This is a genomic window from Humitalea sp. 24SJ18S-53 (genome assembly GCF_050632385.1).
In the GTDB taxonomy this organism is placed as follows: Bacteria; Pseudomonadota; Alphaproteobacteria; order Acetobacterales; family Acetobacteraceae; genus Humitalea.
The window spans coordinates 4,782,613-4,805,806 of record NZ_CP192599.1 but is presented as its reverse complement, the minus strand read 5'-3'; the positions used below and the strand labels follow the sequence as shown (position 1 = coordinate 4,805,806).

The 23,194-nt window shown below is 69.6% G+C and carries 24 protein-coding genes; 15 read left to right on the top strand and 9 right to left on the bottom strand.

From position 1 onward, the window contains the following. The first annotated feature begins 7 nt into the window (after window positions 1–7). From ACQW02_RS23125 to ACQW02_RS23090, 8 genes are all read left to right on the top strand, one after another. The gene (locus ACQW02_RS23125; protein WP_431282266.1) at window positions 8–994 is read left to right on the top strand and encodes a Bug family tripartite tricarboxylate transporter substrate binding protein; all 987 of its coding nucleotides are present in this window, start codon (window positions 8–10) and stop codon (window positions 992–994) included. Window positions 995–999: 5 nt separating this feature from the next. Further along, window positions 1,000–1,881 (top strand): VOC family protein, encoded by an 882-nt coding sequence (locus tag ACQW02_RS23120; protein ID WP_431282265.1) that lies wholly within the window; start codon window positions 1,000–1,002, stop codon window positions 1,879–1,881. Further along, entirely contained in the window at window positions 1,874–3,379 is a 1,506-nt protein-coding gene (locus tag ACQW02_RS23115) for a bifunctional 3-(3-hydroxy-phenyl)propionate/3-hydroxycinnamic acid hydroxylase (protein WP_431282264.1), read from the top strand. Before ACQW02_RS23120 ends, ACQW02_RS23115 begins: the two co-directional genes overlap by 8 nt. Next, window positions 3,376–4,359 carry a Bug family tripartite tricarboxylate transporter substrate binding protein gene (locus tag ACQW02_RS23110; protein WP_431282263.1) on the top strand — a complete coding sequence of 328 codons (984 nt, stop codon included), beginning with the start codon at window positions 3,376–3,378 and terminating at the stop codon, window positions 4,357–4,359. The genes ACQW02_RS23115 and ACQW02_RS23110 overlap by 4 nt, the downstream gene beginning before the upstream one ends. Before the next feature lie 140 nt (window positions 4,360–4,499). Further along, a complete protein-coding gene (locus tag ACQW02_RS23105) occupies window positions 4,500–5,009 on the top strand; it encodes a hypothetical protein (protein ID WP_431282262.1) in 510 nt (169 codons plus the stop codon). Between the two features lie 60 nt (window positions 5,010–5,069). Next, window positions 5,070–6,686, top strand: coding sequence for an ABC transporter ATP-binding protein (locus tag ACQW02_RS23100; RefSeq protein WP_431282261.1), 1,617 nt, complete (start codon window positions 5,070–5,072; stop codon window positions 6,684–6,686). Between the two features lie 14 nt (window positions 6,687–6,700). Next, a complete protein-coding gene (locus ACQW02_RS23095; RefSeq protein WP_431282260.1) occupies window positions 6,701–7,129 on the top strand; it encodes a hypothetical protein in 429 nt (142 codons plus the stop codon). Next, window positions 7,129–8,061 (top strand): 2-hydroxyacid dehydrogenase, encoded by a 933-nt coding sequence (locus ACQW02_RS23090; protein WP_431282259.1) that lies wholly within the window; start codon window positions 7,129–7,131, stop codon window positions 8,059–8,061. Before ACQW02_RS23095 ends, ACQW02_RS23090 begins: the two co-directional genes overlap by 1 nt. On the opposite strand, the gene ACQW02_RS23085 is transcribed toward ACQW02_RS23090, so the two are convergent. Further along, on the bottom strand, window positions 8,062–8,538 hold the full coding sequence (locus ACQW02_RS23085) for an Lrp/AsnC family transcriptional regulator (RefSeq protein ID WP_431282258.1): 477 nt from the start codon (window positions 8,536–8,538) through the stop codon (window positions 8,062–8,064). Between the two features lie 116 nt (window positions 8,539–8,654). Here ACQW02_RS23085 and hppD point away from each other — a divergent pair, with 116 nt between their 5' ends. Next, window positions 8,655–9,740, top strand: a complete 1,086-nt coding sequence (hppD, locus tag ACQW02_RS23080) for a 4-hydroxyphenylpyruvate dioxygenase (protein WP_431282257.1) — start codon at window positions 8,655–8,657, stop codon at window positions 9,738–9,740. Here hppD and ACQW02_RS23075 read toward each other — a convergent pair. Beyond that, window positions 9,710–10,114: a hypothetical protein gene (locus ACQW02_RS23075; protein ID WP_431282256.1), complete on the bottom strand. Its 405-nt coding sequence runs from the start codon at window positions 10,112–10,114 to the stop codon at window positions 9,710–9,712. The genes hppD and ACQW02_RS23075 overlap by 31 nt on opposite strands. Further along, window positions 10,104–11,366 (bottom strand): FliI/YscN family ATPase, encoded by a 1,263-nt coding sequence (locus ACQW02_RS23070; protein WP_431282255.1) that lies wholly within the window; start codon window positions 11,364–11,366, stop codon window positions 10,104–10,106. Before ACQW02_RS23070 ends, ACQW02_RS23075 begins: the two co-directional genes overlap by 11 nt. A 189-nt stretch (window positions 11,367–11,555) precedes the next feature. Between ACQW02_RS23070 and ctrA the strand changes: the two genes are divergently transcribed. Further along, window positions 11,556–12,290 (top strand): response regulator transcription factor CtrA, encoded by a 735-nt coding sequence (gene ctrA / locus ACQW02_RS23065; protein WP_431282254.1) that lies wholly within the window; start codon window positions 11,556–11,558, stop codon window positions 12,288–12,290. A gap of 51 nt (window positions 12,291–12,341) precedes the next feature. Here ctrA and ACQW02_RS23060 read toward each other — a convergent pair whose 3' ends face one another. The 6 genes from ACQW02_RS23060 to ACQW02_RS23035 all read right to left on the bottom strand — a co-directional run bounded on the left by ACQW02_RS23060 (window position 12,342) and on the right by ACQW02_RS23035 (window position 18,578). Then, a complete protein-coding gene (locus tag ACQW02_RS23060) occupies window positions 12,342–13,205 on the bottom strand; it encodes a CheR family methyltransferase (protein ID WP_431282253.1) in 864 nt (287 codons plus the stop codon). Beyond that, window positions 13,202–14,290 (bottom strand): chemotaxis-specific protein-glutamate methyltransferase CheB, encoded by a 1,089-nt coding sequence (cheB, locus tag ACQW02_RS23055; RefSeq protein ID WP_431282252.1) that lies wholly within the window; start codon window positions 14,288–14,290, stop codon window positions 13,202–13,204. The genes ACQW02_RS23060 and cheB overlap by 4 nt, the downstream gene beginning before the upstream one ends. Next, entirely contained in the window at window positions 14,287–14,679 is a 393-nt protein-coding gene (locus ACQW02_RS23050; protein WP_431282251.1) for a response regulator, read from the bottom strand. Before ACQW02_RS23050 ends, cheB begins: the two co-directional genes overlap by 4 nt. Before the next feature lie 15 nt (window positions 14,680–14,694). Continuing rightward, entirely contained in the window at window positions 14,695–15,174 is a 480-nt protein-coding gene (locus tag ACQW02_RS23045; protein WP_431282250.1) for a chemotaxis protein CheW, read from the bottom strand. 13 nt (window positions 15,175–15,187) lie between these two features. Further along, window positions 15,188–17,821 (bottom strand): hybrid sensor histidine kinase/response regulator, encoded by a 2,634-nt coding sequence (locus tag ACQW02_RS23040; RefSeq protein WP_431282249.1) that lies wholly within the window; start codon window positions 17,819–17,821, stop codon window positions 15,188–15,190. Window positions 17,822–17,909: 88 nt separating this feature from the next. Further along, window positions 17,910–18,578 carry a histidine phosphotransferase family protein gene (locus ACQW02_RS23035; protein ID WP_431282248.1) on the bottom strand — a complete coding sequence of 223 codons (669 nt, stop codon included), beginning with the start codon at window positions 18,576–18,578 and terminating at the stop codon, window positions 17,910–17,912. A gap of 87 nt (window positions 18,579–18,665) precedes the next feature. Between ACQW02_RS23035 and ACQW02_RS23030 the strand changes: the two genes are divergently transcribed. The 5 genes from ACQW02_RS23030 to moaA all read left to right on the top strand — a co-directional run bounded on the left by ACQW02_RS23030 (window position 18,666) and on the right by moaA (window position 23,192). Continuing rightward, window positions 18,666–18,839, top strand: a complete 174-nt coding sequence (locus ACQW02_RS23030; RefSeq protein ID WP_431282247.1) for a DUF3553 domain-containing protein — start codon at window positions 18,666–18,668, stop codon at window positions 18,837–18,839. After that, window positions 18,836–19,591 carry a sulfite exporter TauE/SafE family protein gene (locus tag ACQW02_RS23025; protein ID WP_431282246.1) on the top strand — a complete coding sequence of 252 codons (756 nt, stop codon included), beginning with the start codon at window positions 18,836–18,838 and terminating at the stop codon, window positions 19,589–19,591. Before ACQW02_RS23030 ends, ACQW02_RS23025 begins: the two co-directional genes overlap by 4 nt. A 303-nt stretch (window positions 19,592–19,894) precedes the next feature. Beyond that, window positions 19,895–20,065, top strand: a complete 171-nt coding sequence (locus tag ACQW02_RS23020) for a hypothetical protein (RefSeq protein ID WP_431282245.1) — start codon at window positions 19,895–19,897, stop codon at window positions 20,063–20,065. Between the two features lie 89 nt (window positions 20,066–20,154). Further along, window positions 20,155–22,119, top strand: coding sequence for a methyl-accepting chemotaxis protein (locus ACQW02_RS23015; RefSeq protein WP_431282244.1), 1,965 nt, complete (start codon window positions 20,155–20,157; stop codon window positions 22,117–22,119). A gap of 83 nt (window positions 22,120–22,202) precedes the next feature. Continuing rightward, on the top strand, window positions 22,203–23,192 hold the full coding sequence (moaA, locus tag ACQW02_RS23010) for a GTP 3',8-cyclase MoaA (RefSeq protein ID WP_431282243.1): 990 nt from the start codon (window positions 22,203–22,205) through the stop codon (window positions 23,190–23,192). The last annotated feature ends 2 nt before the right edge of the window (window positions 23,193–23,194 follow it).

Here is a 23,194-nt window from a genome sequence, read left to right as displayed (position 1 = left end):
GATTTCCATGGCCGACACAACACGCCGCGCGTGCCTGGCGTTGGGCGGCGCCTTGCTGGCACCGACCGTCCTGCGCGCCCAAGGCACCTGGCCCGACCGGCCGCTGCGCTTCATCCAGGGCTTTGCCGCGGGCGGCACCACCGACATCCTGGCGCGGCTGCTGGCCCCGGGCATGGCGGCCAACCTCGGCCAGCCCGTCGTCGTGGAAAACCGCCCCGGCGCCGGCGGCACCTTGGCGGCCGAGGCCCTGGCGCGCGCCACCGATGGCCATACCCTGATGCTGCTGAACAACGGCTTTGCCGTTTCCGCCGCGCTGTATCGGCGCCTGCCCTATGACCCGCGCGCCGACATCGACCCCATCGCCATGGTCGCCGGCATCGGCCTGGTCATCCTGGCCGGTCCCGCCAGCAACCCCGATGCCCCGCGCGACCTGGCCGACCTGATCGCGCGGGCAAAAGCGCGCCCCGATACGCTGAACGTCGCGACCGTCGGCGTCGGCAGCACTCAGCATTTCGTCGCCGAGGCGGTGCAGGCCGCCGGCGACTTCCGCCTGATGCACGTGCCCTATCGCGGCACGCCCGCCGCCCTGCTCGCGCTGCGGGCCAATGACGTGCAGGTGGTCAGCGAAACCGCCTCCGCCGTGCTCGGCCAGCTGCGCGCCGGGGAAGTCCGCGCGCTGGCGATCACCTCCAGCACCCGTTCGGCGCTGCTGCCGGATGTGCCGACCGTGGCCGAAGCCCTGGGCCGGCCCGATTTCGACATCCAGACCTGGTATGCCATCGGCGCCCCCGCCCGCATGCCGCCGGGCGCCGTCGCGCGCATCACCGACATGGCCCGCGCCTTGTTCGACAACACCGACCTGCGCAGCCGGCTCGGCGAATTGGGCCTGGTGCCGCGCCCACCTGGCACGCCCGCCGAAACCCGCGCCATCGTGCAGGCCGAAATCACCCGCTGGGCGGAGGTGATCGCCCGCACCGGCATGGAACGGCAGTAGCCGCCATGCCCGGCTTCCCCGTCACCGCCCTGCGCAGCGTCGATTTGTGCGTCCCGGACCTGGCCGCCGCCGAAGCCTTCTACGCCACGGTCTGGGGGCTGGTGCCGGTGGTGCGCGATGGCGGCTCCGTCTGGCTGCGCGCGACCGGCGCCGATCACCATGTGCTGGCCCTGCATGCCGCGGCCGCACCCGCCATCCGCAGCGTGACCTTTGCCGCGCCGGACGTGCGGGCCGTCCTGGCATCGGCGGTGGCGGCGGGGGCCGTGGTGCTGACGCCGCCCGCCAGGATCGACGAACCCGGCGGCGGCTTCGGCGCCACCCTGCGTGACCCCTGGGGATCCGTCCTGCGCTTCGTGACCGGCGATGAACGCCGCACCCCCGATGCCCCCGCGCCCGACCGGCCGGAGCGCCTGGCGCATGTGAACCTGAACTGCACCGATGTCGATGCCACCGCACGTTTCTTCGAATCCGGCCTCGGCTTCGCGTTGTCGGACCGGTCCAAACTGATGGCCTTCGAACGCTGCAACAGCGACCACCACGCCGTGGTCCTGGCCGAGGCACCCGTCAACGGCCTCAACCACGTCGCCTTCCAGATGCCGGGTTGGGAAGCGGTGATGCGCGGCAGCGGCCGGCTGATCGATGCCGGCCATCCGCTCGCCTGGGGCGTCGGCCGGCACGGGCCGGGCGACAATGTCTTCGCCTATTTCATCGACCCTTTTGGCATCGTCGTCGAATACACCGCCGAAGTCGAACAGGTGGATGACAGCCACATCGTGCGCGGCCCCGACCACTGGGTCTGGCCGCAGGGCCGCACCGACCAATGGGGCATCGCGCCACCAAAACCCGCGGCCACCAAGGCGGCGCAACTGGCGATCCGCTTTGCCTGAGCATTACGACGCCGTCGTCGTCGGTTTTGGGCCTTGCGGCGCGGTCGCCACGGGGCTTTTGGGCCAGGCCGGCTTTTCGACCCTGGCGATCGATCGGTCGGAAAATATCTACGACAAGCCGCGCGCCATCGCGATCGACCACGAGATCATGCGGCTGTTCGACAACATGGGGGTGGCCGACGCCATCCTGCCGCATACCGCACCCTTCCCGGCCTCCGACCATTTTGGCGTCGATGGCCAGTTGATCCGCCGCATCGACATGGTGCCGCCACCCTGGCCCATGGGCTTTTGGCCCACCATGGTTTTTAGCCAACCGCCGGTCGAGGCCGAATTGCGCGCGCATGCGATGGCGATGCCGGAGGTGACGGTGGAACTCGGCACCGAAGCGGTGGGCGTGACCGCCGACGCCATCCTGCATCTGCGCGACGCCACGGGGCGCGAACGCGTGGTGACCGCCGACCACGTCATCGCCTGCGACGGCGCCACGAGTTTCATCCGCCAGGCGCTCGGCATCGCGCTGGACGACCTGGTTTTTGATGAACCCTGGCTGGTGGTGGATTTGCTGGTCCATGACCACGCCCTGGCCAGGATGCCCCTCCATGCCGCGCAGCATTGCGACCCGGCGCGGCCCATCAGTTATATCATCGGCCCCGGCCAACACCGCCGCTTCGAGATCATGCTTTTGGCCGGCGAAGATCCCGCCGCGATGCAGGCGGAACCCGAGGTCTGGCGCCTGCTGTCACGCTGGCTCGGCCCTGGCGACGCGCGGTTGTGGCGCGCCGCGGCCTATCGCTTCCATGCGCTGGTCGCGCGGGATTGGCGGCGGGGTCGGGTGTACCTTGCCGGCGACGCGGCGCACCAGCAACCGCCCTTCATCGGCCAGGGGATGTGCCAGGGGCTGCGGGATGTGGCGAACCTGCTGTGGAAACTCGCCGCCTGCCGCGACGGCGCCGATCCCGCGCTGCTCGACACCTACGGCCAGGAACGCGGCCAGCACGTTCGCACCCTGACCGCGCGCATAAAAACCATCGGCCGGCAGATCTGCGAACGCGATCCCGGCGCCGCCCGGGCGCGCGATGCGGCGCTGCTGGCCCAGGGCGGCGGCCAGCCCCCGGTGGTGACGCGACAGGACATCGTGCCGCCGCTGGAAACCGGGTTTTTCGCCTCCCCGCCGCACCCCGCCCAGGGCACGCTGTTCCCGCAACCGATGGTGCGCGTCGGTGACGACTGGCGCCTGCTGGACCGCGTGGCGGGGCACGGCTGGCGCGTCTTCGTCGATGGCGGTTTGCCGGCCCCGCCAGGCGCCTGGCGCATCGGCGCTGCCGGGTTGCAGGAACGCGATGGCCTCCTCGCCACCTGGTTCCAGCGCCACGGCGTGCGGGCAGCGGTCGTGCGGCCCGATCATTACGTGCATGCTGTCGCGCAAGATGCGGCGGGGTTGGACCGAGTACTGTCCGACCTCGCGGCCAAGAACATAACCGGGAGGATTCCAGCATGACGCAGATCACGCGCCGGACGGCCTTGGCCGCATTCGGCACGGCCGTCGCCACCACCGCCCAGGCCCAGCCCGCCCCCGACTGGCCGCGCCGCCAGATCCGCGTGATCGTCCCGCAACCCCCCGGCGGCAACCTCGACATCCTGGTCCGCGCCGTCGCCGAGGGGCTGCGCCAGGACCTCGGCCAGGCCGTGGTCGTGGAAAACCGCCCCGGCGGCAACAGCGTCATCGGCCTGGAAGCCTGCGCCATGGCGCCGCCCGACGGCACCACCTTCTGCGCGGTGAATATCGAGGTGATGTCCACCCTGCCGCATGTCGAACCGGCCCTGTTCCAGCGCTTCGCCTCGCTGGTGCCGGTGACGCAGATGGCCACCAGCCCCTCCGTCCTGGTCGCCAGCCTGGATGCGCCGGAGGGCTCGCTGGTCGATTTCGTCGCCTGGGCGCGCGGCCGACCTGGGTTGAACTACGGGTCGTCCGGCGTCGGCTCGGCGCAGCAATTGCTGTGGGAATGGATCAAGGCGCGCGACGGCTTCGCCATGGAACATGTGCCCTTCCGCGGCATCGGCGACGCCTTCCGCGAATTGGTCGCGGGACGGGTCCAGGCCTCCTACGGCGCGCTGGCGCTGTCGATGCCGCTGATCCGCGATGGGCGCATCCGCCCGCTGGCCGTGCTGGGGGCGCAGCGCCTGCCGGACCTGCCCGGCGTCCCGTCGATGGTCGAACTCGGTTACAATTTTCCCTATACCGGCGCCTGGTGGGGCCTGGCCGCCCCGGCCGGGACGCCCCTTGCGATCCAGGAACGCATGGCGCTGGCCGTGCGCGGCGTCGTCCGGGCCGAGGAATTCCGCGCCCGCGTCCTCGCCCCGCAATTCTTCAACGGCATCGGCAGCACGCCGCAGGAATTCGCCGCCCTGATCGAACGCGAAAGGGCCAATGGCGCCGAGGTCGTGCGCCTGTCGGGCATCGCCGGCGCCCCCCGCTGACAGGTAAACCGCCCGTCACGCGTATTTCATCCGCCGAATGCGTCGTGCAGGCTATCCGCCGCGCCGCGTTCTGGCGCAACCTGGGACGACCGGCAGCGCAACAAAGCACCCCACCAACGCGGCCGAACGGACATGATCGCATGCTGAAAACCGTCGCTGTCGCGGGCCTTTCCCTGTTCTTCCTGACCGCGCCCGTCCTGGCCCAGCCCAAGGGCGGCCAGCAGGCCCCCCAGGCCACGCCGGACTGGCGCGCCCAGCCGCGCTACGCGACGGTGGACCTGCGCGCCGGCTTCGAGCCCGACCCGCGCGAGATCCAGGTCGAAGCCGGTGGCGACCGTGAGGTCCAGGGCCTCGGTCCCGATTGCGGCGGCTGGATCGATTTTTCCAAGCCCGACGTGGATTTGAACTACACGGCCGGCAGCTACCCGCTGTTCATCTCGGTGGTCGCCCAGACCGACACGACCCTGGTGATGAACGACGCCGCCGGCAACTGGATCTGCAACGATGACCTGGACGGGCTGAACCCCGGCATCCTCATCCAGAACCCGCGCAGCGGGAACTACAACATCTGGATCGGCACCTTCGAACGCGGCGCCCCGCAGCGCGCGACCCTGCGCATCTCGGAAATCCCGCCGACTACCCGCCGCTGATGGGCAAAGCTTGCGGAACCCTGAACTTGCCTATCTCTGGCCGGCAGGGCAGATCGGGGTATGGGTTCCGCAACACCGCTGCTGACCGTCGATAACCTCTCCGTCGCCTTTCGCGGCAAGGTGGTGGTGCAGGGCGTCTCCTTCACCATGCACGCCGGCCAGACCCTGGCCCTGGTCGGCGAAAGCGGCAGCGGCAAGTCCGTCACCGCCCTGTCCTGCCTGCGGCTGCTCGGCCCAGGCGGCACCAACCCCGCCGGGCGCATCCTTCTGGACGGGACCGAGGTGCTGACCGCACCGGAAGACGACCTGCGCCGCCTGCGCGGCGGCGTCGCCGGCATGGTGTTCCAGGAACCCATGACCAGCCTGAACCCGCTGCACAGCGTCGGCCGCCAGGTCGAGGAAGCCATCACCCTGCACCGCCCCCTGCGCGGCGAGGCTTTGCGCGCCCGGGTCATCGAACTGCTGGAACGCGCCGGCCTGCCCGATCCGGGCGCCCGCCTCGGCGCCTATCCGCACCAGATGTCGGGCGGCCAGCGCCAGCGGGTGATGATCGCCGCCGCCCTGGCCAATGACCCGCAACTGCTGATCGCCGACGAACCGACCACGGCGCTGGATGTCACGATCCAGGCGCAGATCCTGGACCTGCTGGCCGACCTGAAGCACCGCCTGGGCATGGGGCTGCTGCTGATCACCCATGACCTGGCCATCGTGCGCAAGCACGCCGACCATGTCGTGGTCATGCGCCACGGCACCGTGGTCGAGCAGGGCCCGGTGGCCGAGGTCTTCGGCAACCCCGCCCATGACTACACCCGCATGCTGCTGGCGACCGAACCCCGCGGCCGCCCCGTGCCCGTCGCCGACAACGCCCCCGTGGTGGCCGAGGTCGAGGACCTGCGCGTCCACTTCCCCATCCGCCGCGGCCTGATGCGCCGCGTCACCGGCCACATCAAGGCGGTGGACGGCATCAGCCTGTCGGTGCGGGAGGGCGAGACCCTGGGCCTGGTCGGCGAAAGCGGCAGCGGCAAGACCACCCTCGGCCTCGCCATGCTGGCCCTGGAACCCGCCACCGGGCTGATCCGCTTCGAGGGCGAGCCCATCGGCGGCCTCTCCCGCGCCGAACTGCGCCCGCTGCGGCGGAAAATGCAGATCGTCTTCCAGGACCCCTACGGCAGCCTGTCCCCGCGCATGAGCATCGCCGACATCGTCGGCGAGGGCCTGGCCGTCCACGAACCCGGCCTGACCGCCGCCGCCCGCGCCAAATCCGTGGCGACGGCGCTGGAGGAGGTCGGGCTGGAACCCGCCATGGCCGAACGCTACCCGCATGAATTCAGCGGCGGCCAGCGCCAGCGCGTCGCCATCGCCCGCGCCCTGGTGCTGAAACCCCGGCTTGTGGTGCTGGATGAGCCGACCAGCGCCCTGGATGTCTCGGTCCAGGCCCAGGTGGTCGAATTGCTGCGCGACCTGCAGGCGCGCTATCGCCTGGCCTATCTGTTCATCAGCCACGACCTGCGCGTGGTCCGTGCGATGGCGCATCGGATCGCCGTGATGAAGGACGGCAAGCTGGTCGAGGAAGGTGAGGCCGAGTCCGTGGTCGCGGCGCCCCGACAGCCCTATACGCGTGCGCTGATGGCCGCCGCCTTCGACCTTGCGGTGGCCGCGCGGGAGCCTGTGCCGTGAGAGAGTTGGAACGCATGAAGACCCTGCTCGATTCCGAGCGGCTGAAACTCGGCGTGCATATCCGCAAGATGAACAGCCCCGGCAGCCCGGTCTATCGCTATGGCGAGAACGTCTGGCCCGCCGCCGCCATCCTGGCCGCCTCCTTCGCCGCCACCACGCTGGTGCATTTCTACGTCGGCGGCCTGGTCCTGGCGGCCGGCTGCTGGTGGTGGATCGCCAAGGTGCAGCCGAAGATCAAGGACGGCGTCTTCGAACGCGCCAGCGGTTGGGTCCTGCAATCGGAGTCGCATTTCGACATGATGTGGTCGAAGGGGGTCTTGAGCCTCTATGCCGAACTGCCCGACGGCACCAAGCGGGCGGCGACGCGCAAGGACGACTGGCGCGCCTTCATCCGCACCATGCCGTTGGCCGAGGGCGAACCCTCCTGGGAGGAAGCCGCCTGATGGCCGTTCTGCTGGCGACCAAGGGCCATGCGCAGGCCGCCTGGCGCGACGCGCTGCTGGCCTGCGACCCGGGCCTCGACATCCGCCTCTGGCCCGATGCCGGCGATCCGGCGGCGATCGAGGCCGTGGTCATGTGGGGCACCCATGACCTGGCCGACCTGGCCCGCTACCCGGCCCTGCGGCTGGTGGTATCGATGGGCGCGGGGGTCGACCACCTGCTGCGGCCCCCGGGCACGCCCAAGGGCGTGCCCGTGGCGCGGCTCAAGGACGTGCTGCTGACCTCCGCGATGAGCGAATGGGTGCTGCTGAACGTCCTGCGCTTCCACCGCCAGGACCCGGCCTATCGCGCGCAGCAGGCGGCCGCGATCTGGCACGAACTGCCCGCCCCGGCCACCGCCGCCCGCCGTATCGGCGTGCTGGGCCTGGGCGAATTGGGCCAGGATGCCGCCGGGAAACTGGCCGCCCTGGGTTTTCCCGTCGCCGGCTGGTCGCGCCTGCCCAAAACCATCCCCGGCATCGCCTGCCACCATGGCGCCGAGGGCTTCGACGCCATCCTGCGCCAATCCGACATGCTGGTCTGCCTGCTGCCGCTGACGCCGGAAACCCGGGGCATCCTGGATGCGGGCGCCTTTGCCCGGATGCCGCGCGGCGCCTTCCTGCTGAATGCCGCGCGCGGCGGGCATGTGGTGCAGCCCGACCTTTTGGCGGCACTGGACAGCGGTCATCTGGCCGGCGCCGCGCTGGATGTGACCGACCCCGAACCGCTCCCGCCCGACCACCCCCTCTGGCGCCATCCCGGCATCGTGCTGACCCCGCATGCCGCCAGCATCACCATCCCCGCCAGCGTCGCCCCCCAGGTCGTCGACAACCTGCGCCGGGCACGGGAAGGCCAGCCCTTGCTGAACCTCGTGGATTTCTCGCGCGGCTATTGATCAGACCGGCACGCCGGCCGAGGGCTTGATCTCGGTCAGCACGAAGGAGGATCGGGTCTCCTTCACCCCCGGCATCCGCAACAAGGCCTTCAGCGCGAAATCGGCATAGGCGTCGAAATCCGCGGCGACGACGTGCAGCATGTAGTCCATGTCGCCCGACATGGCGTAGGCGGCGATCACCTCCGGGCGCTCGGCGATGGCCTTGTGGAAACTCGCCGCCGCTTCCTCCGTATGGCTCGCCAGGGCCACCTGCACGAAGGCATGCAGCGGCAATCCCACCCGGCGCGGGTCCAGCACGGCGGCGTAGCGGGCGATGACGCCCTCCTCCTCCAGCCGTTTCACCCGGCGCTGGCAGGGGGTGGGCGACAGGCCGATCTTTTCCGCAAGCGCCACGATGGACAGCCGGCCGTCCTGTTGCAGCGCCCGCAGGATACGGCGATCGGCGGCATCGAGCGTGACAGGGGCGGATTTCGCCATGGGTTGCGGCCTTTCGGGTGACAACCACCACAGATACCCCAGGTATGGGGGCGAATAGCCGAAAATCCCTCCGACCTTGGCGATAATCTTTCCCCGGAAACGACCCGGAGGCCGCCATGGACATCCCCCCCGACCGCACCGCCATCGCCGGCGTCATCAGCGACGCCAACCCGATGGGCACGGATGGCTTTGAATTCGTCGAATTCACCAGCCCCGACATGGCCGCGCTGGAAGCGACCTTTGCCCGCATGGGCTTCGCCCCGGTGGCGCGGCATCGCAGCAAGGCGGTCACCCTGTGGCGCCAGGGCGATGTGAACTTCGTGCTGAACGCCGAACCGGATTCCTTTGCCCAGTCCTTTGCCCGCGTGCACGGCCCCTGTGCCTGCGCCATGGCCTTCCGTGTCGCCGATGCGGCGCAGGCCTTCGAACGCGCGGTGCGCCTCGGCGCACGCCCCTTCCACGGCCGCGTCGGGCCGATGGAATTGAACATCCCCGCCATCGAGGGCATCGGCGGCTCGCTGATCTATTTCGTCGATCGCTACGGCGAGGCCGGCAGCATCTGGGACGTCGATTTCCGCGCCCTGCCGGTCGAGGCCCCACGCGGCACCGGCCTGACGGTGATCGACCACCTGACCCATAATGTGCATCGCGGCCGCATGGACGCCTGGTCCAGCTTCTACGAAAAACTCTTCAACTTCCGCGAGATCCGCTACTTCGACATCGAGGGCAAGCTGACCGGCCTGAAGTCCAAGGCGCTGACCAGCCCTTGTGGCCAGATCCGCATCCCGATCAACGAAAGCAGCGACGACAAGTCGCAGATCGAGGAGTTCCTGCGCGTCTACAAGGGCGAAGGCATCCAGCACATCGCCATGGGCACCAGCGACATCTACACGAGCGTCGAGACGATGCGGGACCGCGGCGTCAATTTCCTGAAAACCCCCGCGACCTACTACGAACTCCTGCCCCAGCGCCTGCCGGATACGGGCGAGGATATCGCGCGCCTCCAGGCCAACAGCATCCTGATGGACGGTTCCCCTTCCGGCGGCCGCCTGCTGCAAATCTTCACGGATACGGTGATCGGCCCGATCTTCTTCGAACTGATCCAGCGCAAGGGCGACGAAGGCTTTGGCGAGGGCAATTTCCGCGCCCTGTTCGAATCCATCGAACTCGATCAGGTGCGGCGCGGGGTGCTGGCCGGGTAGGCGGCTTCCTCCAGCCGGATCGTGTCGCGGCGCAGCGCGTCGCGATGCGCCGTCTTGGCGCGTTCCTCGGCCAGGCGTTCGACGCTGCGTTCGGCGGTGCGGGCGGCGACCAGCACGCCGAGGGCGGCGGCGCGACGGGTTTCGGCCTGCGCGGCGTCGCGCCCGGCCGCATCGCGCGCGGCCACGCCGCGCGGGTGCCAGGCGGCGTAGTCGGCGCCGCCGCTGTTGCGTTCGGCCAGCAGCAGGGCGGCAGCCGCGGCCTGGCGTAATTCGGCATCGCGGGCGCGCAATTGTGCGTCGGCCAGGACGCCCTGGGCGGCGGCGACGCTGAGCCGGCGCAGGCGGGCGAGCAGGGCCAGGGTGTCACGCGCCATGCAGGGCATCGGCCAATGCGGCGAAGGCTTCGGCCGAGGTGGCGCGTTCGCCCTTGGGCTGGGTCAGCACCGCCTCGATCCTGGGGGCGAGGGCCAGGGCGCGATCGGCGGCGGGATCGGCACCGGGGCGGAAGGCGCCGAGGCGCACGAGGTCGGTCAGTTCATTCGCCAGCGCCAGCACGGCCCGCGCCTCCCGCACCAGGGGCCGGTCCTCCGGTGCCAGGCATCCTGGTGCTGTGCGCGACAGGCTGCGCAGGACATCGACGGCCGGGTAGCGCCCGGCCTCGCCAATCCGCCGGTCCAGCACGACATGCCCATCCAGGATGCCGCGCACGGCATCGGCGATGGGTTCGTCATGATCGTCACCCTCGACCAGCACGGTGAACAGGCCGGTGATGGAGCCGGCGCAGCCTTCCGGCCCCGGCCCCGCGCGTTCCAGCAACCGGGGCAGTTCGGCGAAGACCGATGGCGGGTGGCCGCGCGTCGCCGGCGGTTCGCCGGCGGCCAGGCCGATTTCGCGCTGCGCCATGGCGAAGCGTGTAACGCTGTCGATCAGCAGCAGCACGCGCCGCCCCTGGTCCCGAAAATGTTCCGCCACGGTCATCGCGGCATGCGCCGCTTCCCGCCGCATCGCCGGGGCGGTGTCCGATGTCGCGCAGATGATGCAGGCGCGGGCCATGGCATCGGGGCCGAGGTCATCCTCGATGAATTCGCGCAATTCGCGGCCGCGTTCGCCGACCAGGCCAAAGACCACGACATCGGCCGCCGCAGAGGCCAGCATGGACAACAGGCTGGACTTGCCGACGCCGGAGGCCGCGAAGAGGCCCAGGCGCTGACCCTCCCGGCAGGGGGCGAAAAGGTCCATCGCCCGCACGCCCAAATCCAGTTTCGGCCCCAGCCTGGCGCGGGTGCCGGCCGCGGGCGGGGCCGCGCGGGTCGAGCGGATGCGGGCGCCGGGGGGCGGGGCGGGGCCGCCATCCAGCGGCTGCCCCAGCGGATCCAGCACCCGGCCGAGCCAGCCATCGGACACCGCCAGCCCCGACGACGGCAGCAACCTGGCCACCGCCCCCGGCGCCAGCCCCTCCAGCGGGCCAAAGGCCACCGCCTGCGCCCTGCCATCCGCGAAGCCGATGATTTCGGCCACCGGAGCAATGCCAAAAACAAGACGATCCCCAACAGATGGTGGTGGATCGAATTCGGCGACATCGAGCGCCATTCCGGTCATCCGCGCCAATTTCCCGACACGTCCCATAGGTTGTATCCGATTGAGGGATGAACCTGCCGCATCGGCCTTTTCCGTCAGAAACATGAGCCATTCCTTGGCGTTAGTATCTTGTTAGGAGATTATCCAACTCTTGATACGAATAAAGCGTGAAAAAGCGATGGACGACACACGCAAAAGTGGTAGGTCTTACTCGCATACCGTGTGGAGGCCAAAAAAATGCGCGTCCTATTTTGTGAAGACGATCTCACTACCCTGCGTGGCGTCACAATGATGCTCAAGCAGGCGTCCATGATGGTGGACACCGCCGATACGGGTGAAGAAGCCCTCGAACTCGCTAAACTGTACGATTACGATATTATCGTCCTCGACCTCGGCCTGCCGGATATGGAGGGCTATGAGGTGGTCCGCCGACTCCGCGCCGCCCGGATCGAAACCCCGGTCCTGATCCTCTCGGGCCAGGGCAAGCCGGGCGCGAAGGTGAAGGGTCTCGGCCTCGGCGCCGATGATTTCATCGTCAAGCCCTTCGACCCGCAGGAACTGGTCGCCCGCATCCAGGCCATCGTCCGCCGCGCCAAGGGTTTCAGCCGCCCGACGCTCACGGTCGGGAAATTGAACCTGGATCTGTCGGCCCATGATGTGACGGTCGATGGCCGGCCGGTGCACCTGACCGGCAAGGAATACGCGATCCTGGAACTGCTTACCCTGCGGCGCGGCATCGTGCTGACCAAGGAAGCCTTCCTGAACCACCTCTATGGCGGGATGGACGAGCCTGAGGTGAAGATCATCGACGTGTTCATCTGCAAGCTGCGCAAGAAGCTGGCCCAGGCGGGTGCGTCCGACCTGATCGGCACGGTCTGGGGTCGCGGCTATGTGCTGCGCGATCCGTCTGCCTCCGGCACCCGGTCCGGCGCGGGCGCCGTTGCCCGGGCCGAAGCAAGGGTGGCGGCCTGAGGCCGTGACCCGCTAGCCCGTGTCCGCTGCAGCGGACACGGTCCTGGCCAATCACCCAGCCTTTCCGACAGGGCCATAGACGCCCCTTTCGCCCGGCAACGGCACCAGGCGGTCCGTCAGCCCCATCACCGTCTCCGCCCCGCCCAGATACAGCGCGCCATCGGGCGCCAACTGCGCCGCCAATGCGCCCAGCACCTTGGCCTTGGTCGGCATGTCGAAATAGATCAGCACGTTGCGGCAGAAGATCAGGTCGAATTGCCCCAGCGCGCGATGTTCGCCCAACAGGTTCCGCTCCTCGAACCGGCAGGCCGCGCGCAACACCGGCTTGATGCGGAAGGCAGCACCCTCCTGCGCGAAATGCTTGACCAGGCGCTGCACGGCCAGGCCGCGCTGCACCTCGAACCGGGTGAAGAGGCCTTCGCGCGCACGCTCCACCACCTCCCGCGACAGGTCGGTGCCGAAGATCTCGAAGGGTCGGTTCGCCAGCCCCAGTTCGGACAGCAGGATCGCCAGCGAATAGGCTTCCTGCCCCGTGCTGCAGGCGGCCGACCAGATGCGGATCTTCTGGCCCGGCGGGCGCTTGGCGTGCAGCGCCGGGACGATGCGCGCGACATGTTCGAACGGCTTGCCGTCGCGGAAGAAGCTGCTTTCGTTGGTGGTCAGCGCCTCCACCACATCCTTCATCAGCGGCTCGGCCCCCGGCCCGCGCAGCTTTTGCGCCAGCGCGTTCAGGTTCGGCAGATTGTCGCGCCGCAGGATGGTCGCGAGCCTGGTGTCGAGCATGTAGCCCTTGTCCGGCGTCAGCACGATTCCCGCGCGGGTCTTTGCCAGCCCCGCGATGGTGTTGAAGGTGTCGGGCGAAATCGGCGGGCCGGCCGGGGCGCTGCCGAAGGGGACGGCGATCGACGCACTCATGCCCGCAACGCCGCGCGCACGCCCGGCGCCGCTTCCCCGGCGCAGAGCGCCATCATCCGGTCCGCCAGCGCCTCCGGCGGCGCCAGAAGCGCCGGCAACCCCGCGCGCGCGACGGCGCCGGGCATGCCCCAGACGACCGACGACGCCTCATCCTGCGCGATCACCGTGCCACCGGCCGCGGCGACCGCGCGGCAGCCGACCAACCCATCCTGGCCCATCCCGGTCAGGATCACGGCCAGCAGCCGGCCGTCGCAGGCCTTCAGCAGGCTTTTCAGCATCGGATCGACGGCGGGGCGGCAAAAATTCTCGGGCGGGCCTTGGGTGATACGGGCCACAAGCCCACCCGCATGGTCACGCTCGGCCAGCAGATGATGGTCGCCGGGGGCGACGTACAAGCGGCCGGGCAACAGCGGTTCGCCATCGCGGGCTTCGGCCGTCGGTGGGCCGCCCAGGCGGTTCAGGTGATCGGCCAGCATGGTGGTGAAGCCTTCCGGCATGTGTTGCACAAGCAGCATGGGAACACGGGGCGGTGGGGACAGTCGGCGAACCAGCGCGGCCAGGGCCTGCGGCCCGCCGGTGCTGCTGCCGATGCCGATCGCGCGCGGGCGGGGACCGACCGGTTGCGCCACGGCGGGGCGCGCCAACGGCACCGGGGCGGCGCGCTTGGCACGCATCCGGGCCCAGCCCTTCACCTTGGCCAGAAGTTCCTCGCGAAAGGCCGGGTCGTGCATCCCGCCCTGCGCCGCCGAGGGCTTGGGCACATAATCCGCCGCCCCCGCGCGCAAGGCCGCCATGGCCGCCGCGGCCCCGCGCTGGGTCAGTGCGCTGGCCACGATCACCGCGGTGCGGGGTGCGGCGCGCAGCAGCAGCGGCAGTGCCGTCATGCCATCCATCACCGGCATTTCCAGGTCGAGCAGCACGACATCGGGGGCGAGCGTGGTCACAGCCTCGATGGCGGCGCGGCCATCGGCGACGCGGCCGACGACCAGGATCGCGGGATCGGTCGCCAGCACGCGGGCCATCGCGCCGCGTGCCGTCGCGCTGTCGTCGCACAACAGCACCCGCACGCTGCCGGGCGCGGTCACGCTGGCACCTCCGCCTCGTCCAGCAAGCCGATCTGCGCCAGCTTGCCGCCCAGGATCGTCGCGTCGAAGGGCTTCATGATGTATTCCTGCGCGCCCGCTTCCAGCGCCATCAGGATGCGTTCCATCTCCGCCTCGGTCGTGCACAGCACCACCTGCGGATGGTCCGGGCCGAAATCCGCGCGCACGCGGCGCAGGAAGGTGATGCCGTCCATCACCGGCATGTTCCAGTCCAGCAGCACGAGTTCCGGCAGCGGCGCCGCATGGCACGCGTTCAACGCCACCTGGCCGTCCTCGGCCTCGGCGACGGTGTAGCCAAAGCCTTCCAGCATCCGCCGCGCCGCCTTGCGGACCACGCGGCTGTCATCGACCACAAGCGCTGTGCGGGCCATCGCCTCGTCTCCCTCTCAGGCCTGGCCGAAGTCGAGCACGCGCTCGACATCCAGCACGATCAGCAGCCGTCCATCCTGGCGATGCACGCCCTTGCTGACGGCGGCCCAGAGCGGGTCCAGCGTCGGCGGATTGGGGGCGGCATCCTTGGCCGCCAGCGGCACGACATCGCCGACCGCATCGGACAACAGGCTGTAGAGTTCGCCGTTCTGCTCGACGACGATGCTCATCGGCCGCGGTGCCCCGGCCTCACGCGGCGGCAGGCTCAACCGGCGGCGCAGGTCGATCGCGGTGACGATCCGCCCGCGCAGGTTCAGGCTGCCCGCGACCTCGGGCGGGGCCAGCGGGATGCGGGTGATGGTCTGCGGCCCCAGCACGTCCCGCACCGACAGGGCGGGCACGGCGCAGGGCTTGCCGCCGACCGTCAGGGTCAGGAAGACCTGCGTCGCGTCATCGGCAGGTCGGGCGGGGCTGGGTTGGGTCTGGACGCTTTGCATCGTTCTCGTCTCCTCAGGCGCCGACATGGGCGAGGCAATCGGCCAGGCTGCGCAGCAGTGCCTCGCGATCGAACTTGCCGACGTAATCGGTGAAGCCGGCGTCCCGCCCGCGGGCGACATCCGCCGGCGCCGCGCGACCCGACAGCGCGATCATCGGCAGGTCGCGCCACGGCCCGGCCTCCCGCACGGCGGCCGCAAAATGCAAGCCGTCCATGCCGGGCATTTCGATATCCGACACGATGGCGTCGAAGGACTGGCCCGCGTCGCGCAACCGCAGGGCCGCCGCCGCGTCATCCACCGCCGTCACGTCATACCCCGCGACCGACAGCGCCGGGACCAGCAGGTGGCGGAAGAAGGCGTTGTCGTCGATGACCAGCAACCGCGCGCCGGTCTTGCTTTGCTGGTCGGGGGCGAACCAGTCCTCGCCCGCCTGGCGCAGCCAATAGCCGCAGTCCAGCACCTCCGTCACCTTGCCCGAGATCACCGCACTGCCCAGGAAGCCCGGCTGGTCCTGCCGCGCCTCGATCTTCAGCGCGTCGTCCACGACATCCAGGATCTCGTCCACCATCAGCCCGAGCGCATTGCCGCGATCGGTGAAGACCAGCACCGCCTGGCGCGCGCCTTCCTCGCCCATCGGCGGCGACCAATGCCCCGACAGCGGGATCAGCGGCATCAACTGCCCGCGGTATTGCACCACCGGCCGGCCACCGGCCATTTCGATCTGGCTGGCGGGAATATCCTCCAACCGCGCGATCAGGCCGAGCGGCACCGCCTTGGGTGTCGCATCGCCGGCGCGGAACAGCAGCATCGCCGTGCGGGTCGATGTCTGCAGCCCGGTCGCGGCATTGGCCATCTGCGTCGCGTCCTCCGCCCCATCGGCGCCGACGCCGGTCGCACGGGCGATGCCGTTCGGGTCCAGGATCATGATGACCGAGCCATCGCCCAGGATGGTATTGCCGCTGAACATGGTGACGTGGCGCAGGATCGGCGCCACCGGCTTGACCACGATCTCCTCGGTATCGAAGACGCGGTCCACGATGATGCCGAAGACATGCGGTCCAACCTGCGTGACCACGACGAAGCCCGCATCGCGGTCGGCCGGCCCGGCCGGTTCGCTTGGCACCGGCACATCCAGGCACAGCAATTCCGACAGCCGCACCAGCGGCAGCAGCCGGTCGCGCAGCCGCAGCACCGGCGTGTCGTTCAGCCGTTCCACCCGCGCGCCGTCGCTGGCGCCATCGGCCGTCGCATCGCCGCCGACCCGCACCAGCTCCAGCACGCCGATCTGCGGGATGGCAAAGCGTTCGCCACCGGCCTCGACCACCAGCGCCGACACGATGGCCAAGGTCAGCGGAATTTTTATGATGAAGGTCGTGCCGCGCCCTTCGCGCGACCGCAGTTCGATGGTGCCGCCGATCTTCTCGATGTTGGTCTTCACCACATCCATCCCGACGCCGCGACCCGACACCGAGGTCACCGCCGCCGCCGTCGAAAAACCGGCGCGGAAGATGAAGCGCTGGATGTCGCGCTCGTTCATCACCGCAAGCTCGGCCTCGGTCGCCAGCCCATTGGCGATCGCCTTGCGGCGGATGCGCTCCACCGGCAACCCGCGCCCATCGTCTCCGACCTCGATGATGATGTGCCCGCCCTGGTGATAGGCGTTGAGGATGATGCGCCCGGTTTCCGGCTTGCCGGCGGCGCGGCGTTCGGCCGGGCCTTCCAGCCCATGGTCGCCGCTGTTGCGGACCATGTGGGTCAGCGGGTCCTTGATCAGTTCCAGCACCTGGCGGTCGAGTTCCGTCTCGGCGCCCTTCATGTCCAGGTCGATCTTCTTGCCCAGTTCATGCGTCAGGTCGCGCACCAGCCGTGGCAGCTTCGCCCAGGCATGGCCGATCGGCTGCATGCGCGTCTTCATCACGCCTTCCTGCAAATCCGTCGTGATATGCGACAGCCGCTGCAAGGGGACGGCAAAGGCGTTGTCGCCCGACGCACGCGCCAATTGCATCAACTGGTTGCGGGTCAGCACGAGTTCGCTGACCAGGGTCATCAGGTCCTCCAGCACCTCGACCGCGACGCGGATGGTCTGCGGCCCGGCGGTGGGGGTGCCGGCGGTGTCGGCCAGGGGATCGATGGCGGCCGGCGCCGGGGCGACAGGGGCCGGCGCGGCCACGGGTTCAACGACCATCGGGGCAACCGCCACGGCTTCAACGACGGGGGCCGCAACAACCGGGGCCTCAACGACCGGGGGCGCTGCCACCACGGCCTTCGCCTCACCACTCGCCGCCGCATCCAGGGCGCCGATCAGCGCGCTGTCATCGCCCGTCGGCTCGCTGCCGGTCGCGCCGATGCCGGTCACGATCTCCTTGATGCGGTCCAGCGACGACAGCACCAGCGTGATCCCGGGTGGCGTCACCTTCAGCGTGCCGTCGCGATAGCGGCCGAGCACATTCTCGGCGGCATGCGCCACCTTTTCCAACCGGCCGAGGCCAAGGAAGCCGCAGGTGCCCTTGATCGTGTGCACCAGGCGGAAAATCTCCGACAAGGTCGGCAAATCATCCGGCGTGCGTTCAAGCCGCACCAGCGCCGCATCCAGCGCCTCCAGACCCTCATGCGTTTCGGTCAGGAAGTCGGCGAGCAGGTCATCCATGGCGCATCCCCGGGTGGATAGGAGATCGCCATATGCGGGCCGGTGCGCGAAGGAAGGGTAAAGGGCGAGCGGGAATCCGACGCCGGGATCAGTCCGGCCAGGTGATCATCAGCGGCCCCGGCATCGTCGATGGCCCCAGGCCGATACCCAGCCGCCAGCCCTCGGCCGCGGCCAGCGCCGCCAGGAAGGCCGGCAGCACCCGGCGCGGTTCCAACTCCACCGCCATCCCCGCCACCGCGGCCGAAAGCCCGGCCGGCCAGCGCGCCCCGACCCCCTGCGGCAACACCAGGATTTCGTCCGGGCCGCCCGCCAGATGCACGATGCCGCCGCGCGGCAGCGCCTCGACCCCCAGCATCGTCGCGACCAGCGCCAGTTGCACCGCCGCCGGCGGCAGGATGGTATCGGGCGGCATGGCGCAATCGAAGGTCACGCGCGTATCCACCAGCATCGCCGTCACCAGCGCAGCCAGCGCCGCCGCGTCCAGCGGCCCGGTGTCGCCGCCACAGGCCGCGCGCCAGACGCGCAACCGCGCCCGCACCGCGACAGCGCCATCCCGCGCGATGGCCAGGGCCTCGTCCAGCACCGGCCCATCCGGCCGGCCCTGCCCGCCGCCCGCCGGCACCAGCTCGGCGGCCGCCGTCTCCAGCATCGATGCCGCCATGCCGGCCGGGCCGCCCAGGTCATGGCACAGCCGTGCGCAAAGTGTCTGCGCCAAGGCAAGGGCCGCGTCGTCCGTATGGTCTTTGTCAACCGTCATGGGAGCCATCCTGCCCTGATTTGCGCACAACGCGTTAGGCCCCGCCCCCTTGCGGTGCGGTAAACTCGCCTTGATGTTGCGGCCATCATGTCGATCCCTCTCGAACCCGGCATGCGAGTCCGGCATCCGCACCGCCCTGACTGGGGTATCGGCCAGGTGCAATCGGTGATCGGGGACCGCGTGACCGTGAATTTCGAGGAAGTGGGCAAAGTGCTGATCAACGCCGCGGTCGTATCGCTGGACATCGTGGACGAGGCATGACCGCCTTCCTCGATGCGGTCGTCTCCCTGCCGGGCACCTGGCAGTTCTGGCCCGCCGTCGTCGCGACCGCCGTCGCCGGGCTGATGCGCGGCTATGCCGGCTTCGGCACCGCCATCCTGCTGTCGCCGGTCTTCTCCACCCTATGGGGGCCGCTGGCCGCCGTGCCGGTGATGCTGCTGATGGAATTGCTGGTCTCGGTGCAACTGCTGCCCAAGGCGATGGGCCATGCCGACCGCCGCACCATCCTGCCGCTCGGCCTGGCCGCCGTGATCGCGACCCCCTTCGGCGCCTGGGTGCTGCTGAGCGCGGATGGCGAAGTGCTGCGCCGCTCCATCGGCTTCCTGGTGCTGGTCTTCGGCTTCCTGCTGATGTCCGGCTGGCGCTACCACGGCACCCGCCCGACCGGGCTGAACGTCGCGGTCGGCGCCACCGCCGGCCTGATGAAGGGCGCCACGGGCATGAGCGGCCCGCCCGTGATCCTCTACCTCCTCGCGGGCGCCGAGGAAGCCCGCCAGCACCGCGCCAGCCTGATCCTGTTCTTTGCCATGATCTCGGTCGTGTCGGTCGTCATCCCGATCTGGGCGGGGCTGGTCGGGGCACTGGTCCTGGCCAAGCTGCTGCTGCTGCTGCCCATCATGCTGATCTGCGTGCCGATCGGCGCGCGTCTGTTCCACGTCGTCCCGGTGGTCTGGTACCGGCGCTTCGCCCTGGTCTTCCTGACAGTCGCCGGCAGCTTCGCGCTGTTTTTCTGATCGGGTGTTGAAGAATGGGGGGGGGTGCGCATTGAAAGGGGCTTTGCCCCTCTCAAGCTCTCCCCACCAAGGGGCCGTGGCCCCTTGGAACCCACGCTATTTGGTAAAATAAAGAGAGGGGCATAGCGCGACCTCGATCAGTCGAACACCTGTGATGCCCCTCTCTTTATTTTACCAATACTCCGCCGGTCCAGGGGCGGCGGTCCCTTCGATCCGAACCAGGGCGGACCCTATCGGGACAATGCCGCGGTCCGCGCCGCCGCCGCCGGCATCGACGCGGAGGCGATCGAGATCACCGCGCTGATGGCAGACTATGTCTTCGCCACCTTCGGCCGTTTCCCGGCGACGGTGCCGGCGGTGTTCCTGAAAACTTATTTGCAGGCGCACCGGCTCGATACCGAGTTCTACGACCGGCATTTTGTGCCCGGGGCCTATCTGCGGACCCATGCCGATCACGACCGCAACTGGGGTTGAGATCGAAACCGCACCCGTCGCGACCGGATTAGCGAAGCCTTCAGCCTGTCACTGGCAAGTTGAAGGTCCGCCTTTCCGGATGCCGCCCAATGTCCCGCTTCAAGACGATCCAGTCCCGCCTCGTCATCGCCTTCATGCTCATGGGGGCCGCGATGGCCCTGGGGCTGCTCTCCGTCGCCTGGGTGCAGGCCGAGGCACGGCACGAAGCCGCGACCGACGCGTCGGCCAACCGCATCTCGCGCACCTTGCAGACCATTTTCAGCCTGGAATTGTCGCGGCTGGAAAGCATCGCCCGCACCCTGGCGGCGATGCCGGGGGTGGTGGACGCCACGCGCCGCGTCGATCGCAACGCGATGCCGCCGTTGATCGACCCGGTGCAGGCCTCGCTGGCGCCGGAGCGGCTGATCGGGATGATGGGCATCATGACGCCGCCGGCGATGCTGCAATACCGCTCCACCGCCAACCTGGACCGCGTCGATGACGTGGCGCAGCGCCGCCGCGACGTGGTGCGGACCAGCAGCGGCGGCGGCGTCTCCCTGGGCCTGGCCTATGGCCGCGACGGGTTGCTGGCCGCGGCGGTCGCCCCGGTGATGTTCGAAGGGCGCACGGTCGGCGTCACCATGGCCCAATCCATCGTCGGGCCCGAACTGCTGTCCCGCATCCAGGAGGCTGTGCGCGCCGACGTCCTGATCCACGCCCGCCAGGACGGCCGCATGGTCAAGGTCAGCGGCACCCGTCCCGAAGGGCTGCTGGACGCCGCCGAGCTGGACGCGTCGCTGGGCGGCACCCAGGCACGCCGCCTGATCGAACGCGGCGGCCAGACCTTCCTCGCCATCACCGTCACCCTGCCCGACTACGCCGGCCAGCCGGCGGCCGTCGCCGAGATCCTGCTGGACCAGACCCGGGCCGCGGCCGGGCTGGCGCGCGACCAGGGCATCCTGCTCGGCAGCGCCGGGCTGGCGCTGTTGATCGCGCTGGGCTGCAGCCTGGTGCTGGCGCGCGGCATCGCCAAGCCGATCCGCGCCCTGATCGGCCGGACCGAGGCCCTGGCCGCCGGCGATGCGGCCCAGCCCATCCCCGGCGCCGGCCGCAGCGACGAAATCGGCGCCATGGCGGGCGCGCTGGAAGTGCTGCGCGCCAATACCCTGCGCATGCGAGAGATGGAGGCCGCCCAGGAACGCGCCACCCAGACCGCCGCCATCGAAAAGCAGGCGCTGCTGGAAAGCCTGGGCGCCGGGCTGGAAACCACGGTCGGCGGCATCGCCAACAACCTGGCCCAGGCCGCCACCGGCATGACCAGTGCCGCCGACAGCATGGCCCAGGCCATCGGCGACACCCGCACCCAAAGCGGCACGGCCCGCGAAGCCGGTGACATGGCGGCGACCAACGTCCAGGGCGCGGCCGCCGCGGCCGAGCAACTGGCCGCCTCGATCGCCGAAATCTCCCGCCGGATGGCCGAATCCACCGCCATCAGCACCCGCGCCCGGTCCGAAGCCGCCTCCACCACCCGCCAGGTGGAGGAACTGACCGCCGCCGCCGCCCGCATCGGCGACGTGGTCCGCCTGATCAGCGACATCGCCGGCCAGACCAACCTGCTGGCCCTGAATGCGACGATCGAGGCCGCCCGCGCCGGCGAGGCCGGCAAGGGCTTCGCCGTCGTCGCCAGCGAGGTGAAGGCCCTGGCCGCCCAGACCGCCACCGCCACCCAGGAGATCGGCGGCAAGATCGAGGAAATCCGCCTGGCCGCCGAAGGCAATGCCACCGCCGTCGCCCGCATCGGCCAGACCATCGGCGAATTGGACCACATCGCCTCCTCCATCGCCGCCGCGGTCGAGGAACAGGGTGCGGCCACGGCCGAAATCGCCCGCGGCGTGGCCGAGGCCGCCCGTGGCTCCGAAGCCGCCTCCCAGGCCATGACCACGGTGGAAGCCCGGGTGGATGAGGCCGGCGGCACGGCCGCCAAGGTCCGCACCGCCTCGGCCGAGGTCGCCGCCCAGTCGGGTACCCTGCGCCAGGAAATGACCGCCTTCCTGGCCCGGCTGCGGGCCGCCTGATGGGGATTCTATAGGCTGGCCCTTGCGGGGGGAGGGGGTTCCGGACCAAATCGTGCCTTATTGGCGCCAAAGGGACTCCCACCATGCTCGACCCCTTCGGTCGGCGGATCTCCTACCTCCGCGTTTCGGTGACCGACCGCTGCGACCTCCGCTGTGTGTATTGCATGGCGGAGGACATGACCTTCCTTCCCAAGAAGGAAGTCCTGTCGCTGGAGGAACTCGACCGCTTGTGCGGCACCTTCATCGGGCTGGGCGTGGAACGCATCCGCCTGACCGGTGGCGAACCGCTGGTCCGCAAGAACGTCATCTCCCTGTTCCGCAACCTGGGCGCCCGGATCGGCGCCGGGGGGCTGAAGGAACTGACAGTCACCACCAACGGGTCCCAACTGACCAAGATGGCGGATGACCTGTATTCCGCCGGCGTCCGCCGCATCAACGTCAGCCTGGACACGCTGGACCCCCAGAAATTCGCCGCCATCACCCGCTGGGGCAAGCTGGAACCGACCCTGGACGGCATTTTCGCCGCCAAGGCCGCCGGGCTGAAGGTCAAGATCAACGCGGTCGCGCTGAAGGGCGTGAACGAGGAGGAATACGACCGCATGCTCGCCTGGTGCGGCGAGCACGGCTTCGACCTGACCCTGATCGAGACGATGCCGATGGGCGATATCTCGGGCGACCGCACCGACCAGTATCTGCCGCTGTCTTTGGTGCGCGAACGCCTGGCGAAAACCTGGACCCTGACGGACAGCGGCCACACCACCGGCGGGCCGGCGCGGTATTACGATGTGGCGCAGACCGGCGGCAGGCTCGGCCTGATCACCCCGATGACCCACAACTTCTGCGAATCCTGCAACCGGGTGCGGCTGACCTGCACCGGCACGCTCTACATGTGCCTGGGCCAGGATGACGCGGCCGACCTGCGCGCGCCCTTGCGCGACCCGGACCTGGACGACGACGGGCTGCGCGAAAAAATCCTGGCGGCGATCGCCCGCAAGCCAAAGGGCCACGACTTCATCATCGGCCGCGCCCGCGCGCCGGCCGTCGCGCGCCACATGAGCGTCACGGGGGGCTGAAC